The sequence below is a fragment of the Streptomyces showdoensis genome, assembly GCF_039535475.1.
Lineage (GTDB): Bacteria > Actinomycetota > Actinomycetes > Streptomycetales > Streptomycetaceae > Streptomyces > Streptomyces showdoensis.
In genome coordinates this window covers 1,180,281-1,195,359 of the sequence record NZ_BAAAXG010000026.1, presented here as the reverse complement: position 1 = coordinate 1,195,359, position 15,079 = coordinate 1,180,281, and the positions used below count along the sequence as shown (strand labels likewise).

Sequence of the window (15,079 nt, the reverse complement as noted above, 5' to 3'; positions counted from 1 at the left end):
CTCCAGCTCCAGGGCACCCCTGTGGCCGGCCGCGCTACCCCTTCAGTCTCCCCCTCGGCGTGGCAGCCCGCCTCCCGGGCCGCGGCCTCGGCATCCTTGCGCCATGACCGACAGCGAAGAAGCCGTCCGGACCTCCGCCCGCGGCTGGCTGACGCTCCAACTCGCGGCCCTCGGCTTCGTGGGCCTGTGCGGCGCGCTGAAGGCCGGCGGCGGCCCCGGGACGGCACCCCGGGGCGTCGAGGCCGTCGCGGGCGTCCTGGTCCTGGTCGCCCTGCTGCTCGCCGTCCTCGCGGTCTACCTGGTGGGCCGCACGGCCTGGCCGCACTCCGGCCCCGACGACCCGGACCGGGCCGCCCGCCGGCTGCGCACCGGCCTGATCCTCACCTTCGCCACCGTCCTGCTGACCGCCCTCGCCGCCACGAGCTCCTGGTGGCCCGCTCCGGAGGACGCGGGCACCCCGTCCGGCGCCGGTGCCGGTTCCCGGGCCGTGGAGGTCGTGACCTCCACGGGCGCCCTGTGCGGCGAACTCACCCGGGGCAGCGGCGCGTTCACCCTCGTCGTGCAGGGCCGCACGGTCGACGTCCCGCTCACGGACGTGACGTCGGTGACCCCGGTCGCCGGCTGCGGGAGCGCATGACCGCGGCCACCGACCGCGAGGCCATCACGGACCAGCGCGAGCGGTCCGACAGCAGCGACCCGACGCTGAGGAAGGACCCGACGGAGCCGATCGAGAAGGCCGAACCGACGGATCCGATGGACATGAAGGACCCGACGGACCCGATCGACAGGAACGAGCCCTTCGACCAGAGCGAGAGGAAGGAGGTGGAGGAGCCGCATGATCCCGGGGCGGTGCGTGTGCTTCTCATCCTCCGATCGTAGGCCGCGGGCGGGACGGCACGGGGAAGACGCCGCAGGGGCCGCCACGACACCTGTCGTGACGGCCCCTGCGGGCGGGTGGACCCGGGTGGACTACAGGGCGGCGAGGGCGGCCTCGTAGTTGGGCTCGTCGGCGATCTCGTTGACGAGCTCCACGTGCAGGACCTTGTCGTTCTCGTCGAGGACGACGACGGCGCGGGCGGTCAGGCCGGCCAGCGGGCCGTCGGCGATGTCCACGCCGTAGTTCGTGTGGAACTCACGGCCGCGGAGGGTGGAGAGGTTCTTCACGTTCTCCAGGCCCTCGGCGCCGCAGAAGCGGGACTGGGCGAAGGGCAGGTCCGCCGAGATGCAGAGCACGACGGTGTTGTCGAGCTCGGCCGCCTTGCTGTTGAACGCCCGCACCGAGCTCGCGCAGGTCGGGGTGTCGACGCTCGGGAAGATGTTGAGGACCTTGCGCTTGCCGGCGAAGTCCTTGAGCGAGAGGTCCGCGAGGCCCTCGCCGACCAGGCTGAACTGCGGGGCCTGCTCGCCCGCGGCGGGCAGGCTGCCGTTGACCTGAACCGGGTTGCCCTTGAGCGTGACCTGCGCCATGCCGAATCTCCTTCGATGGGTAGTGCTGACGACGGTCCCGATCCTACTGCGCGTGGAATCCGCATCTCGCGGAACGGAACGTTCGGGACCCGCTCGCCCGTTCAGCCGCGCCCGTACCGGGCCAGGAAGAGGTCCACCCCCGAGGCGATCTGCCGGGTCAGCTCCGCGTCGTCGACGGCGGTGCCGGGCGCGAAGGTGTGGACGAGCTGGGGCACGCCGACCGTGGTGGCCACGAGCTGCCGCACGGCGAGGTCCGGGTCGGGCACCTCCAGCGCGCCGCTCGCGTCGAGCGCGGTCACGGCCTCGACCAGCGGGCCGTTGTACATGTCGTACGTGAGCCGGTACCAGAGCTGTCCGAGCTGCGGGAAGCGGTCGATCTCGCCGATCACCAGGCGCCGCAGCGACATCAGGTCCGGGCGCAGCAGCGTACGGGCCCAGTCGCCGGCCAGCCGGACGAGCGCGGCCCGCAGGTCGGGGGGCCTCCGCCAGGCCGGCGCCGCCGGGCTCCACGTCGGCGTAGGTCCGGGTCAGCACTCCTCCGATGACGGCGAGGAACAGGCGCTCCTTGCTGCCGAAGTGCTTGTAGATGGTCGCCTTGGAGACACCGGACCGCTGGGTGATCGCGTCCATGGAGGCCGCCGAGTACCCCTCGGCCAGGAACTCCGTGAGCGCGGCGTCGATCATCGCCCGGCGCTTGCGGGCGGCGGCGGCGGCGGGGTCGGGGATGACGGGGATGCCGTACGCGTCGAGTACGTCGTCCGTGGTGTGGGCGCCCATGGGGGTCCTTCGGGGTGGCGGGGCGGAGTCACCGCCAGTATAGGAAGTGCGTGAACTGAACGGTTCGGTCTGTCGGGGCGGGCGTTCGATCGGGTCAGGCGGTCGCCGCGAGTGCCGGGCCGATCGCGACGCCGGTCAGGAAGGCCAGGTTGAACAGGGTGATCGCCGTGCCGTGCCGCTCCTCGCCGAGCCCCCTGGTCGCGGCCCCGGTCAGCACCCCCTGGCCGCCCGCGGTCACGAGCGCGCTCAGCCCGGAGCCGAGCAGCACCGCCGCGGGCCAGGGGGCGAGGGCCGCGAGCAGCAGTGCGGTCGCCGAGCCGGCGGCCAGCAGCGTCCGGGTCCTGCGCGTCCCGAGCCGGGGCGCGAGGCGGATCAGCCGCCAGGAGAGCAGTGCCCCGGTCAGGGCGGCGAGCGCGGCGGCCGCGCCCGTCTGGACGGGGCTCCAGCCGGTGAGGGCGGAGAACCGGCGCGGGGCGCCGTAGAGCAGCGCGAAGTTGACGGTGGAGAGCGCGAGCATGAGCCCGGCGGCGGCGAGGAAGCCCGGGGCGCGCAGTACGCCGAGGGGGCGCCCCGCGCCGGTGGCCGCGGCGGTACGGGATTCCGTCGGACCGGCCAGTCGCCGTACCGGCGGCAGGACGAGGAGGCTCAGCAGCGGCAGGACGAGGGCGGCCTGCCAGCCCGCCGCCCAGGCCGCGGCGGCGCCCGCGAAGAGGCCGAGGGTGCCGCCGACGGCGCTGCCGATGGCGACGATCCCGGCCGTCCGGCCCGAGCGGTCGCGGCCCGCGAGCCGGAACGCGGCGACGGTGACCCCGGCGGCCCCGAGGGCCTCGACCGCGCGTCCGGCGACGGCGAGCGGCAGGGCTCCGGCGCTGCCGGAGGCCCCGGAGGCCCCGGAGGCGAGGACGAGCGCCGCGCCCAGGGCGAGGAGCACGCCGCTCGCCCGGACGAGCCCGCCGGGGCCGCGCCGGCCCGCCGTGGCGGAGAGCAGCGGGGTGCCGACCGCCAGGCCGATCCCGAACACGGTCATCAGCCAGGCCGCCGACCCGGCGGGGACGCCGAGCTCCCGGGCCGCGTCCGGCAGGGCGAGACTCGGCCCCGACACGCCCATCGAGGCGGGTGCGACGAACAGGGCGGGGAGCAGGGCGCGCCGGGCACCCGTCCCGGTCCGGCGGCGACCGGGCGCCCCCGCCCCCGCACCCGCACGCGTCGCCGTGCTCGTGCTCGCACTCGTGCCCGTCATACCGGCATCCGTCCCATCAGCCCGTTCGCGAAGTCCTTCTCGGCCTGCCGGAGTTCCGCCGCCGTGTTCATCACGAAGGGGCCGCTGCGGGCCACGGGCTCGCCGATCGGTTCGCCCGCGAGCACCAGCACCTCGGCCGCCGCGCCCGGGGCCTCGACGGTGAAGCGCTCGCCGTCCCGGTCGAGCACCGCGAGGTGTCCGTCGGCCAGGGGCTCGCCGGCGACGGCGGCGTCGCCGGTCAGCACGTACGCCATCGCGTTGTGCCCGGCGGGCGCGGTGAACTCGGCGCGACCGCCCGCCGCGAGGCGCGCGTGGACGACGAGGACCGGGGTGTGGGTGCCGAACGGGCCGGTCACCCCGTGGCTGCTGCCGGCGAGGACGGTGAGTGCGGTGCCGTCGGGGGTGGTGACGGTCGGCAGGTCGGCGGCCCCGGCGTTCTGGCTGCGGGGCGGCAGCGCCTTGAGCCGGGCCGGGAGGTTCACCCAGATCTGCAGCATGTGCTGGCGACCGCCCGAGGCGAGGAACTCCTCGGTGGGCAGCGCCTCGTGGACGATGCCGGAGCCCGCGGTGAGCCACTGGACCCCGCCGGCCCGGACGACGGCGCGGTGGCCGCGCGAGTCGGCGTTGGCGACGTCGCCGTCGAGGACGTACTGGATCGTCTCGAAGCCGCGGTGCGGGTGCGGGGGAGCGCCCTTGGCCTCGCCGGGGGCGAGTTCGGTGGGGCCGACCTGGTCGACCATCAGGAAGGGGTCGACGAAGGGGAGTTCCGCGGTGGGGAAGGGGCGGCGGACGGGGAAGCCGGCGCCCTCGTGGGTGTGGAAGGGGCGGGCGATGCGGGTGACGGTGCGCTCGGTGGTCATGCCAAGAATGAACTACACCATTCAGTTCAGTGTCAAGACTGAACCGTTCGGTTGACATAGATAAACCGATCGGTTTAGTTTCACGTCCATGACGACAGGGATCAGCGCCACCTACATCGGCACGGCCACCGTCCTGCTCCGCATCGGCGGCCTCACCGTCCTGACCGACCCCGCCTTCGATCCGGCGCCCGCCGACTACCCCGCCGCCCGCCCGCTCCGGCGCCTCGCGGGCCCCGCCCTCGCCGCCGACCGGCTGCCGCCCGTCGACCTGGTGCTGCTCTCGCACGACCAGCACGCCGACAACCTCGACCCCACCGGCCGCGAGGTCCTCGCCCGCGCCGGCCGCACCTTCACCACCCCCGAGGGCGCCGCCCGCCTCGGCGGCCGGGCCGAGGGCCTGGAGCCCTGGGAGAGCCGGGAGTTCACCGCCGGCGGCACGACCGTACGGATCACCGCGACCCCCGCCCGGCACGGTCCCGAGGGCACCGAGCAGGCCACCGGACCCGTCACCGGCTTCGTCCTCGAACACGACGGCGGCGCCCTCTACCTCTCCGGCGACACCGTCCGCCACGACGCGCTCGCCGCGATCGGAGCCCGCTTCGCCCTCGACACCGCCTTCCTCCACTTCGGCGACGCCCACTTCCCCTCCACCGGAGACCGCGCCTTCTCCCTCAGCGCCGCCGAAGGGGCCGCCCTCGCCCGCACCCTCGGCGCCCGCACGGTCGTCCCCCTCCACTTCGACTCCTGGGCCCACCTCGCCGAGGACCCGGCCGCCATCACCGCCGCCTTCGCCGCCGACCCCGCACTCGCGGGGACGCTGCGCTGGCTGGAGCCGGGGGTGGCGGAGGAGCTGGGCTGAACTCCCGCCCGCACGAACGCCGGAGGGCCGGACCGCATCCGCGGTCCGGCCCTCCTCACACCGCGCGCGAGCGGCGACGGCGTCAGCCGCTGTACCAGCCGTTCAGGTCGGCGATGACCTGCACGCCGCCCGAGTGGTTGGTGAAGGTGATCCGCCCGTCGACCACCGGCACGACCACCAGGTTGGAGATCGTCCGGCCCGCCGGGTAGTTGAGGTTCGACACCGCGGGACGCGGGCGCCCGTGCGGGTGGACGGTCAGGAAGCTGCCCGAGGTCGGGGCCGCGGCCGTGACGTTCAGGACGACCGCTGTGACGCCCTCGCTCGGCACCCCGGCCACGCCGGAGACCCGCATGCTCACCACGCCGCCGGGACCGACGGCCCCCGCACGCGCGCCGAGACCGGAGCGGGTGTCCAGGAGCCGGACCGGCTCGGCCGCGGTGAAGCCCGCGCCCGTGGCGGTGAAGTACCCCGTCACGTCGGCGAGCAGATCGACCGCGCCCGCGCTGTTGCGCAGCACCACCGAGCCGTTCACCACCGGCACGACCACCAGGTTCGGCAGGGTCTCCCCGGCCGAGTAGTTGATGTTCGACGCGGTGGGGACGGCCTGCCCGTCGGGGTAGACCGTCACGAAGCCGGTCGCGGTCGGGGCGACGGCGGTGACGTTCATGACGACCGCCGTGACACCCGTCGCCGGGACGCCGTTCACCCCGGCGACCTTCAGCTTCACCGAACCGCCCGCGCCGACCCGGGCCTTGGGGGCGCCGGTGCCGGACCGGGTGTCGAGGAAGCGCGTCGGGTCGATCGACGTCAGCGCGGAGCCCGCACCCTCCGCCGTCGTGTAGTAGCCCGCCACGTCGGCGACGACGTCGACCGCGCCCGTGCTGTTGCGCAGGTTCACGGTGCCGTTGCGCACGGCCACCGTCACCAGGTTGGAGAGCGTGCGCCCCGCCGTGTAGTTCAGGCTGGACGCCGACGGGACCGGACGGCCGTCCGGGTAGACGGTGAGGAAGCCGGTGCCGGTCGGGGCGACGGCGGTGACGTTCATGACGACCGCCGTGACACCCGTCGCCGGGACGCCGTTCACCCCGCCGACCTTCAGCTTCACCGTGCCGCCCGCACCGACCTTCGCCTTCGGCGCGCCCGTGCCGTACCGCGTGTCGAGGAAGCGCTTCGGCGCGACCGGGACGAAGCGGCCGGGGGCCGCCGCGGCCGGGGCCTCCGTCACCGTGAAGGCGTTCGGGAGGTAGCCGGGGGAGCGGGTGCCGGAGGTGTAGCCACCGTCGCCGACCTGCAGGTCGTACCGGCCCGGAGGCAGGTCACGCGTGCCGAGCAGCACCTTCATCGAGGTCCCGTCCGGGGCGACGGACACCACCTGGTTCATCCAGGTCTCGCCGGACGTGGCGTCGTTGCGGAGCCTGATCCGCGTGCCGAGCGTCAGCCCGGAGCCGTACAGCTGCACCGGGTGCGCGGTGCCGGCCGGGCCGGTGGTCGTGCCGAGGCGCTCCACGTCGGGCTGGGCCGGGAGGCTGTCGCAGGGCGACTTGCAGGTGCCCTGCATCGTGAACTCGTACGGCGTCGGGGCCTTGCCCGGGGTCACCAGCAGCACGTACTGCCCGGTGGGCGCGTTGCCGTCGGCGAGGCAGTTGTGGCGGAACCCGGTGCCGTTGCACTGGTACGAGTAGTCGGTCGTCGGGCCGAAGGCGTTGGCCGCCAGCAGGCTCACCGTCGGGGAGGCCCCGTTCGGCTCGCTGTCCACGCCGTCCACGTCGAAGTACGTGCGCGGCTTCATGTCCAGCACCGCGCAGTACGCCGTCGCCGACTCGGTCAGGACCGCGCTGCGCTGCGCGAACCCGGCCGCCGACACCTTGTTCGCCGTGCACTCCGGTGCCCAGCCGGAGGCCGTGCCGACCCGCCAGGTGTCCACGTACGAGGCGATCGGCGTCTCGCCGTAACCGACCGCGACGACGTACACCAGGTACGAGGTGGAGCCGGTGACCCGGCAGGTGCCGGCGGTGCCCCAGGTGCGGCACTTGATGGTGCCGCTGCCGTCGACGACACCGAGGACCGCGCCCGTCTTGTAGGCCGCGTCCGGGGTCCGCACGGACAGCCACAGCTTGTCCGCGGCCGCCGCCGTCACCCGCAGACAGGTGGCGTCGAGGTCCCCGCGGAGGGTGTACGGGGTGGAGGGCCCGCCGACCGCGAGCGACTTCGGCGCCGCGCAGCGGGCCGTCTCGGAGATGTCGCGGCGGACCAGCTTGTACGTGTCGGAGCCGTAGCCGTTCTTCGTGAGCAGCGCCGTGTAGGGGGCGCCGGCGGAGAGGCGGCAGGTCGTCGTCGAGGTGCTGACGGTGGTGCCGCACACCTGGTTGCCGGCGGCGTCGTGGACACGCAGCCAGGCGTTCACCTGGTTGCTGTCGTTGGTGTAGTCGACCATCTCGGCGGTGGAGTGCGCGTCGCCCGCGAGGGACAGGCACGCGGTCTGCCCGGCGGCGAGCGCGGTCTGCGCGCCCCACGTGTTCCCGAAGCCGGACGGGGCCCAGGGGGTGCAGCCCGCGGCCTCGCCGGTGCGGTGCACGGCCAGCGCGTACGCACCGGGGGCCGTCGCGCTCAGCACGGCGTGGAAGGGGGCGGTGCCGGTCAGCTTGCAGACCCCCGGCGCGCCCTCGTTGGCGCACTGTGCCTCGCCCTTGGCGTCGTAGACCCGCACGGTCGGGTGCGCGGCGCCCTCGCCGCTCGCCCGGTCGAGGAGGTACAGGCCGCGCCCCGAGGCGGTCGGCAGCCCGAGGCACAGGGCCTGGCCGGCGTCCGTGAAGGTGCCGGTCGCCGGGCCGGAGGCGAAGCCGTCGTCCTTGACCGGCGTGCAGCCCTGGGCCTGCGCGGTCGCCAGGAACCAGACGCCGTACGCGTCGGTGACGGCGCCGGTGACGGCGTCGCGGGACCAGGTGTAGTCACCGGCGGTCAGCCGGCACGGGGTGGTGGGCTCGGGGGAGCAGACCGGGGTGCCGTCGCCGCGGTAGAGGCGGCCGGCGAGGCTCGCGCCGTTCCCGTCCTTCCCGTCCACGGTGCCGAAGAGGTACGGGCCGTCCGCCGGGACGCGCAGCGTGTGGCAGCGGGCCGTGCCGGTCGCGTCCGGCACCGCCCCGTACGCCTGGGGCTGGACGACGGGGCAGCCGCTCGGGTGCGAGAGGCGGGCCGTGGTGAGCGTGAGTTCGGACGCGGCACCGTCGCGCTCGGTCGCCAGCAGGCGGTAGGGCGCGGTGCCGGTGAGCGTGCAGTCGACGTACTGGTAGCCGGAGACGCGCGTCGAGCAGATCTGGGCGCCCGCGGCGTCGTACACGGTGTGCGAGACCCGGTAGTCGGTGCCGAACAGGCGCAGCACCTCGCCGGAGCCCGTCGGCAGCGTGAGGCAGTCGCCCGTCGAACCCGCCGCGAGGCTCAGCGCCCGGGCGGCGGGACGGCCGAGCGCGGTGTCCCCGTCGGTCACGGCGGTGCAGGCGGTGTCCGAGAGCAGCGCGCGGTACGAGACGGAGAACCCGCTTCCGCCGCCCCACGTGTCGGTCAGCCTCAGCGTGTGCGGGCCCGCCTGCGAGGTCGGGCAGCGCAGGCTGCCGCTGCCGTCGGGCAGGTCGCAGGCGACCTCGGAGCCGTCGGGAGCGGTCAGGACGACGTTCAGCGAGCTGCTGTGGGCGCCGACGACCCGAGCGACCACGAGGTCCTCGGCGCGCGGCACGTCGAGTGTGAACGAGGTGGTGCTGCTCTCCGCGGGCCAGGCGGAACAGGTGTGGACGGTGTTCGGCGCGATCGGCCCGGAGCACGTGTCCGCGAGGCCGCCCTCGGCGATCTGGCGGGCGGCGAGGGCGCGGGCCTGGGCCGCGGTGGCCTTCGGCGCGGCGGTCTCGGGCGCGGCCTTCGACGGGGCCGGGGCGGTCGGCGTCGGCGCCGCGGCGGCGGACGCGGTGGCGACCGGGCCGAGGACGGACGCGACGACCGCGACGATCAGCGCGATCAGTGTGAGCGCGCGCGGCGGGCCTGCCGGTCTTCCGGCATGGGCGGAGTACAAGAGGTCCCCCCCTGGGACGGTTCATGAAGCACGAACGGAAGCCGTTCGGACGAGGTGCGAGAGCTGCGGGAGCCGCGTGGGCGCCGCTCGGGCGCTGCTCGGGTCGGGCCGAGTCTATGGGTGCGTCGTCCGGGCGAGCCGCCAGGTCCGGAGACCGTCGCTCACGTCGTGGTCGGCGAAGCCGAGACGCGCGGCGACCGCCCCGCTGGCGTGGTTGCCGAGGTCGTGGACGATCAGCAGCTCGTCGACGCCGGGCAGCCGGAATCCCTCCTCGACCAAGGCCCCCGCGGCCCGGCTGGCCACGCCCCGGCCGGTGGCGGCGGGGTGCAGCCAGTACCCGATCTCGCGGGCGCCCTCGGGGGTGTCCTCGTGCCGGTACAGCCCGCAGGTCCCGACGATCGCCCCGTCGGCCACGACGGCGTACGTGAACTCCGCGCCGGCCTCCCAGAGCTCCGCCCGCCGCGCCAGGAAGTCGGCCGCCCTGGAGGGGCTGTGCTCGGCGACCCAGGGCATCCAGGGCCGCAGGTGCTCCAGGGACTCCTCGATCACCCGCAGCCACACGGCCAGGTCCGCCTCGGCGTCGAAGGGGCGGAGGACGAGGCCGTCGTCGATGCGGATCAGTTGCGCGGGCGCCTGCGCGGGTGCGTGCTGCGGGAGTTCCATGCGAGGAGGCTCGTACGGGAACCCCCGCGTCGGCAAGGCGATTTCGGCGCGGCGCCGGGTCCTGTTCGGTCAGCGGACGACGTCGAAGACCTGCTTCTGCAGCCCGTTCGCGTAGACCTCGTGCTCGACGAGCTCCAGCTTCTGCGCGTCCTTGTCCGTGGTGCTGAACAGGCGCTTGCCGGCGCCGAGGAGGAGCGGGAAGACGAGGAGGTGGTAGCGGTCGATCAGGCCGGCGTCGGAGAGGGCCTGGTTCAGGGAGGCGCTGCCGTGCACGATGATCGGGCCGCCCTCGGTCTCCTTGAGCGCGGCGACCTCGTCGAGGGTGCGCAGGATCGTCGTCTCGCCCCAGTTCGACACGAGGTCGTCCTCGGTGAGGGTCGTCGACACGACGTACTTCGGCAGCTCCTTGTAGCGGGCGAAGTCCTCCATGCCCGGCCACACGGGGCTGAACGCCTCGTAGCTGGCCCGGCCGAGCAGCATCGCCGCGGCCTCCTTCTGCTCCCGCTCCTTGATCTCGAAGGACTCGGGCAGGAACTCCGTGTGCTTGAAGGTCCAGCCGGAGTTCCGGTAGCCGGGCTCGCCGCCGGGGCCCTCCACGACGCCGTCGAGGGAGATGAAAGCGGTGCTGATGAGAGTGCGCATGGCCGGGATCCTTCGTGGTTGTCGGTGCGGTCGTCGTTGTCCGTCGTGAGTAGGACCGGGGGTGCTCCGGAAAATCATCGGTGATCGCCGATCTTTTTCGACCCCGCCGCGACCGGGCGACAATGCCGGGATGAGCATCGACTGGAGCGCGGAGTACCGGCGCCTGGCGCAGGGCTGCCGGTTCGGGCACCCGGAGGAGGGCTACGCCCCCACCGCCTGGCCCCTCACCGAGGCGGACGTCCTCGAGGCCGAGGCCGACCTCGGCGTCACCTTCCCGGCGGCCTACCGCGACCACCTGCTCACGAGCACCGCCCCGGGCAAGGCCCGCCCCCTCTGCCGGGGCGCGCGAGGCTGGGGCTGGCACGGCGACACGGACACGAACTACTTGTTGCTCACCGAGCCGTTCCCGCACCCGGACAGCTACCGCGCCTACGACGACGAGCTCGACGACCGGGAGCCGCCCCGCGAGGACCTGGCGGCCTGGCAGGCCTGGGACGACGAGTGCGGGGTGCTCCAGGAGCGGAAGACCGCCGGGGCGGTGTTCCTTGAGGAGAACGGCTGCGGCTTCCGCACCCTGATGGTCGTCACGGGCCCCCACCACGGCGAGCTGTGGTTCGACGCCCGCGCGACCTGCGACCTGCTCCTCCCGATGCGCCGGCACGGGCGCGCGGCGACGTTCGCGGACTGGCTGGAGCACCACTCCATGGACATGGTCCCGTGGTGACTCAGGAGCTCGCCTTCACGGCCGCGACGAACGGCGCCCAGGCGGCGGCCGGGACGACGAGCACGGGCCCGTCGGGCCGCTTGGAGTCGCGGACGGGGACGAGGCCGGGGGCGTCGTCGCGGACTTCGAGGCAGTTGCCGCCGGACGTGTTGCTGTAGCTGCTCTTACGCCAGGCGGCGAAGCCTTCGGCCACTTCGAGGCAGTCGCCGCCATCGCCGTTGCTGTAACTGCTCTTGCGCCAGACGGCGGCGGTCAGATCAAGGGCTTTGCTGGCCATGTCGGTAGTCCTCAGCCGCTTGTTCGAGCAGGGCGAGGGACGCCTCCGGCGGCATGGCGGCGGCCCTCAGCCGATCGTATGCCCTGCGGTACTGCCTCACGAGGGACGGATCGTCGACTGTCTGACCGTGGTACGGGCCCTCCGTGTACATCAGCGGTGGTTCGTCGTCGAACTCCATGAACTTGAACGGCAGCGCCATGAAGGGTCTCGTCGGAGCGTTCCACGGGAGGATCTGCAGAACGACGAGGCCGCGTCGTACGAGGGCGGCGATGTGGTCGAGTTGCTCGGCCATCTCCACCGCCGAGATCGTGGGGTTGCGTACCAGTGACTCATGGAGAATGACCCAGTACTCGGGTCTCTTCGGCTCGTTGAAGAGCCCCGCACGCTTGAGTCGGGCATCGATCTTCGCCTGCACCTCGTCCGAGGTGTGGCGCGGATGCGTGGCATGGATGACGGCGCGCGCGTACGCAGCGGTCTGGAGCAGACCTGGGATGAGGACGTTGCACCACTCCTCGATCACCAGCGCCCGCTTCTCCGCCTCCGCGATCGCCGCGAAGTACGCCGCATGCGCGCCCTGCTTCGCCTTGCGGACGTCCTCGCACCGCCGCGCGAAGAACCCATCCGTCCCGAGGACACGGTCCACGTGCTGCGCCAGATCGCGCGGCATCCGCCGCTTCCCGTGCTCGATCTCGCTGAGATACGTCACACCGTAGAAGCTGCCCTCCACCAACCCCTCCAGCGTCAGGCCCGCCTCCTCCCTCTTGAAGCGGAGCTCCTTCCCGTAGAACTGCGGGACGCTCGCCGAGCCGTCGATCTCCTTGCGCGCAGCCACCGTCGACCGCCTTTCGCACCTTGCGTCGTGGAGCGGGAAACCCTTCCACGGTAGGGCGCCGACCGGCAGCGTGTGAGGGGTTCGTCACGGCACGCTACGAAAGGCGGAACCCCGCATGACCGACGACATCAGGCCCGACGTCGAGGCCCTCCGTACCGCTCTCGCAGGTCACGGCATCACGCTGCCGTCCCTGGGGGTGGACCCGGTGACCCTCGCGGGGCGGACCGTCCGGCCCCCGCTCGTCGCGCTGGGCAACTGCACCGTGGCGACCGCACGCCAGTTGGCGGAGGCGCTGCGGACGGCGGCGGGCGGGTGACGCTGCCGTTCGCGGTCGAGCTGATCGCGGTCCCGAAGGCGGTGCCGGAGGTGCGGCGGATGGTGGAGGGGGACGAGCTGCGGCTCTGCGTGAGCGAGTTGCTGACGAACGTCATCCGGCACGTGGGGGAGGGGACCCCGGTCACCGTCCGGGTGTCCGCGACGCGGGAGGGGCGGACGAGGCTCGCGGTGACGGATCCGGATCCGCGGGTCTGGCCGGTGCTGCGGGAGGCCGTCGACGGGGCCGAGTCGGGGCGGGGGCTCGCGATCGTGGAGGCGGTGGCGCTGCGGTGGGGCGTCGAGCAGGGGCCGTACGGGAAGACGGTGTGGTGCGAGCTGTCCGGCACCGGCCGGAGGGATGCCGGGACGGGTTCCCCGGAACGGCCCTCGCGCGGGCGCTCGTTCGGCGGGTGACGTGGGCGGTGGGCGTTTCCGGCTTCGCCACGGGCCGAGCCCGCGCCTCGGGGAGGGAACGCACGCGCGAAGTACCATCCCTGCACGGTTCTCCGGCCGGTACTTCCCGGGCGCCGGAGACATCCCTGCGGAGAGGGGTAGAGGGCGGTGGATGTGGCGGAGAGCTGGTCACGTGTGATGGGTCTTCTTCGGGAGCACGCGCCGGCCGATCACGCGGATCTGCCGGGGCCCGCCACGGAGCAGGTGCTCGCGGCAGCCGAAGCGCGGATGGGGATCTCCCTGCACGGGGACCTGCGGACGTGGCTGTCGCAGAACAATCCGGATCTGCCGGCGGAGGAGGTCGACGACGACGTGATGTGCTGCGGCTTCGACGGGTTCCCCGACGAGGGAAGCTTCTTCCTGGGTGTCCGGGCGATCGAGAGGCTCTACGCGAATCGCTCCACGTCCTGCGGATTCGACCCTCCGGACCAGCCGGACCATCCGTTCTGGCGCAACGAGTGGATCCCGTTCCTGTCGGACCGGGACGGGTGGAGCGGGAAGTTCGTCGACGTGCGGGACGGGCGCGTCGGCAGCTGGTTCGTGGGTGAGCCCACGGTCACGGGCGAGTACGAGTCGATGGCCCGGTACTTCGACTCCGTGGCGGAGACGCTGACGAGGATCGCCGAGGGAAGCCACCCGGTCTGCCGGTTCGGCGAGGGCCGACTCGTCTGGTCGTGAGTCGGTTCCCGACCGGAGGCGGGTCACGATGACGCGTCGGGAGGGGGCCGCGGCCCTCAGACCCAAGGGGGGTCGCACTTCAGGATGCATTCGCCGTGGTGCCATCCGCAGCAGTCCTGGCTGCGGGTGGGGTCTCGGTCGACGAACTCCGTGATGATGCGGCCGTCCTCGACGCGGGCGATGCCTTCCTGCCTCCTGAAGTCGATCTTCAGGTAGTCGAGTTCCAGGGTCATGCACTTGATCGCGTACTTGTCGGCCGCTTCGGGGTACTGGTCGAACAGCTTGTTCAGCGCCTCGAAGAACTCGGGGTCGCTCTGCGGCCCGCACGCGGGCTTGGTGGTCATGGCAACGCTCCACGGCGATGAGTGCTCTGAATCCCCCGGGCGAGTGCGTTGCAAGCCTCGGCTCCCATCGTCTCGCGGGCGCCGGGCCGATGCCACTCGGGCCGCCGGCCCTGCGGCCCCCGGTCCGGCGGCGAACCGATGTCGCCGCTCGACCGGTCGGTGCGAGGCGCCATCAGATGCTGCGGGCGGTGATGTCGCCGTACGAGGTGGTGGCGCGGATGGTCAGCTCGGCGTCGGGGCCGACGGTGTTGGCGAGGGCGTTCTGGACGCGGCCGTAGGCGGTGCCGGCGTCGAGGGTGGCGGAGGCCCCGCGGGCGGCGGAGACCTCGATGTCGCCCTTCTCGGTGCGCAGTTCGACCGCGCCGCGCACGGCTCCGGCGACCTTGATGTCGCCGCGCATGGTGCGGAGCTGCGCGGGGCCGCTCAGGCGGCCGACCAGGATGTCGCCGTCCTGGATGCTGATGCGGGCGCTCGCGGCCTCGTCGAGCTTGACCTGGCCCTGGGCGGTCTCCAGGACGACGTCGCCGAGGCGCCCGACGCCGCGCAGGTCGCCGGCGGCGGCCTTGGCCTCGACGCGGGAGCCGGCCGGGAGCTGGACGGTCACCTCGACGGCGCCGGAGTTCCCGAAGAGCCTGTTCTCCGGCGCGGGGGCCTGGACCCGCAGGACGCCGTCGGCGAAGGCGACCTGGACGCGTTCGGCGGCCTTCACGTCACGGCTCTTGGTGGCGTTCGCGGGGCGGATGTCGACGGTGGCGTCCTCGCGGTCGGCGGCGATGAGCTGGACGCGGCCGGCGGGGATGTCGAGGACGGCGGTGATCGGGGCGGTGGCGGGGAAGTTCTGCATGGCTCTTCCGGCTCCTCTGGAGTGGCGTTCCCTGTGTCTTTCTG

Annotated in this window: 18 protein-coding genes; 6 read left to right on the top strand and 12 right to left on the bottom strand. The window is 73.4% G+C overall.

Annotated elements, in window-relative coordinates; translation table 11 throughout:
* Positions 1-103 precede the first annotated feature (103 nt).
* Positions 104-637, top strand: a complete 534-nt coding sequence (locus ABD981_RS18165; RefSeq protein WP_046906501.1) for a hypothetical protein — start codon at positions 104-106, stop codon at positions 635-637.
* Here the strand turns inward: ABD981_RS18165 and ABD981_RS18160 are convergent.
* The 5 genes from ABD981_RS18160 to ABD981_RS18140 all read right to left on the bottom strand — a co-directional run bounded on the left by ABD981_RS18160 (position 588) and on the right by ABD981_RS18140 (position 4,344).
* Positions 588-866, bottom strand: coding sequence for a hypothetical protein (locus ABD981_RS18160; protein ID WP_123954284.1), 279 nt, complete (start codon positions 864-866; stop codon positions 588-590). The genes ABD981_RS18165 and ABD981_RS18160 overlap by 50 nt on opposite strands.
* 103 nt (positions 867-969) lie before the next feature.
* Positions 970-1,467: a thiol peroxidase gene (gene tpx, locus ABD981_RS18155; protein WP_046906503.1), complete on the bottom strand. Its 498-nt coding sequence runs from the start codon at positions 1,465-1,467 to the stop codon at positions 970-972.
* A 101-nt stretch (positions 1,468-1,568) separates the two neighbouring features.
* Entirely contained in the window at positions 1,569-1,874 is a 306-nt protein-coding gene (locus tag ABD981_RS18150) for a TetR/AcrR family transcriptional regulator C-terminal domain-containing protein (RefSeq protein ID WP_345530461.1), read from the bottom strand.
* A 464-nt stretch (positions 1,875-2,338) separates the two neighbouring features.
* Entirely contained in the window at positions 2,339-3,484 is a 1,146-nt protein-coding gene (locus ABD981_RS18145) for an MFS transporter (protein WP_123954285.1), read from the bottom strand.
* Positions 3,481-4,344 (bottom strand): pirin family protein, encoded by an 864-nt coding sequence (locus ABD981_RS18140; RefSeq protein ID WP_046906506.1) that lies wholly within the window; start codon positions 4,342-4,344, stop codon positions 3,481-3,483. The genes ABD981_RS18145 and ABD981_RS18140 overlap by 4 nt, the downstream gene beginning before the upstream one ends.
* Positions 4,345-4,432: 88 nt before the next feature.
* Between ABD981_RS18140 and ABD981_RS18135 the strand changes: the two genes are divergently transcribed.
* Positions 4,433-5,203: an MBL fold metallo-hydrolase gene (locus ABD981_RS18135; protein WP_046906507.1), complete on the top strand. Its 771-nt coding sequence runs from the start codon at positions 4,433-4,435 to the stop codon at positions 5,201-5,203.
* An 82-nt stretch (positions 5,204-5,285) separates the two neighbouring features.
* On the opposite strand, the gene ABD981_RS18130 is transcribed toward ABD981_RS18135, so the two are convergent.
* The 3 genes from ABD981_RS18130 to ABD981_RS18120 all read right to left on the bottom strand — a co-directional run bounded on the left by ABD981_RS18130 (position 5,286) and on the right by ABD981_RS18120 (position 10,568).
* Complete coding sequence (locus ABD981_RS18130; protein ID WP_123954286.1) at positions 5,286-9,263, bottom strand: hypothetical protein; 3,978 nt, start codon at positions 9,261-9,263, stop codon at positions 5,286-5,288.
* 114 nt (positions 9,264-9,377) lie between these two features.
* Positions 9,378-9,926 (bottom strand): GNAT family N-acetyltransferase, encoded by a 549-nt coding sequence (locus ABD981_RS18125; protein WP_046906508.1) that lies wholly within the window; start codon positions 9,924-9,926, stop codon positions 9,378-9,380.
* Positions 9,927-9,995: 69 nt separating this feature from the next.
* Complete coding sequence (locus ABD981_RS18120) at positions 9,996-10,568, bottom strand: dihydrofolate reductase family protein (protein ID WP_046906509.1); 573 nt, start codon at positions 10,566-10,568, stop codon at positions 9,996-9,998.
* 130 nt (positions 10,569-10,698) lie between these two features.
* On the opposite strand from ABD981_RS18120, the gene ABD981_RS18115 reads away from it, so the two are divergent.
* Entirely contained in the window at positions 10,699-11,292 is a 594-nt protein-coding gene (locus ABD981_RS18115) for an SMI1/KNR4 family protein (protein WP_123954287.1), read from the top strand.
* A gap of 1 nt (position 11,293) precedes the next feature.
* On the opposite strand, the gene ABD981_RS18110 is transcribed toward ABD981_RS18115, so the two are convergent.
* Positions 11,294-11,569, bottom strand: a complete 276-nt coding sequence (locus ABD981_RS18110) for a DUF397 domain-containing protein (protein WP_046906510.1) — start codon at positions 11,567-11,569, stop codon at positions 11,294-11,296.
* Positions 11,550-12,401 (bottom strand): helix-turn-helix domain-containing protein, encoded by an 852-nt coding sequence (locus ABD981_RS18105; RefSeq protein ID WP_046906511.1) that lies wholly within the window; start codon positions 12,399-12,401, stop codon positions 11,550-11,552. Before ABD981_RS18105 ends, ABD981_RS18110 begins: the two co-directional genes overlap by 20 nt.
* 115 nt (positions 12,402-12,516) lie before the next feature.
* Between ABD981_RS18105 and ABD981_RS18100 the strand changes: the two genes are divergently transcribed.
* The 3 genes from ABD981_RS18100 to ABD981_RS18090 all read left to right on the top strand — a co-directional run bounded on the left by ABD981_RS18100 (position 12,517) and on the right by ABD981_RS18090 (position 13,847).
* Positions 12,517-12,717, top strand: a complete 201-nt coding sequence (locus ABD981_RS18100) for a hypothetical protein (RefSeq protein ID WP_046906512.1) — start codon at positions 12,517-12,519, stop codon at positions 12,715-12,717.
* A complete protein-coding gene (locus ABD981_RS18095; protein ID WP_046906513.1) occupies positions 12,714-13,130 on the top strand; it encodes an ATP-binding protein in 417 nt (138 codons plus the stop codon). Before ABD981_RS18100 ends, ABD981_RS18095 begins: the two co-directional genes overlap by 4 nt.
* 177 nt (positions 13,131-13,307) lie before the next feature.
* Positions 13,308-13,847, top strand: a complete 540-nt coding sequence (locus ABD981_RS18090) for an SMI1/KNR4 family protein (RefSeq protein WP_276205560.1) — start codon at positions 13,308-13,310, stop codon at positions 13,845-13,847.
* Between the two features lie 56 nt (positions 13,848-13,903).
* On the opposite strand, the gene ABD981_RS18085 is transcribed toward ABD981_RS18090, so the two are convergent.
* Both ABD981_RS18085 and ABD981_RS18080 read right to left on the bottom strand, forming a co-directional pair.
* Positions 13,904-14,191 carry a hypothetical protein gene (locus tag ABD981_RS18085; RefSeq protein WP_046906515.1) on the bottom strand — a complete coding sequence of 96 codons (288 nt, stop codon included), beginning with the start codon at positions 14,189-14,191 and terminating at the stop codon, positions 13,904-13,906.
* Between the two features lie 172 nt (positions 14,192-14,363).
* Entirely contained in the window at positions 14,364-15,035 is a 672-nt protein-coding gene (locus tag ABD981_RS18080) for a DUF4097 family beta strand repeat-containing protein (protein ID WP_046906516.1), read from the bottom strand.
* Between the last annotated feature and the right edge of the window lie 44 nt (positions 15,036-15,079).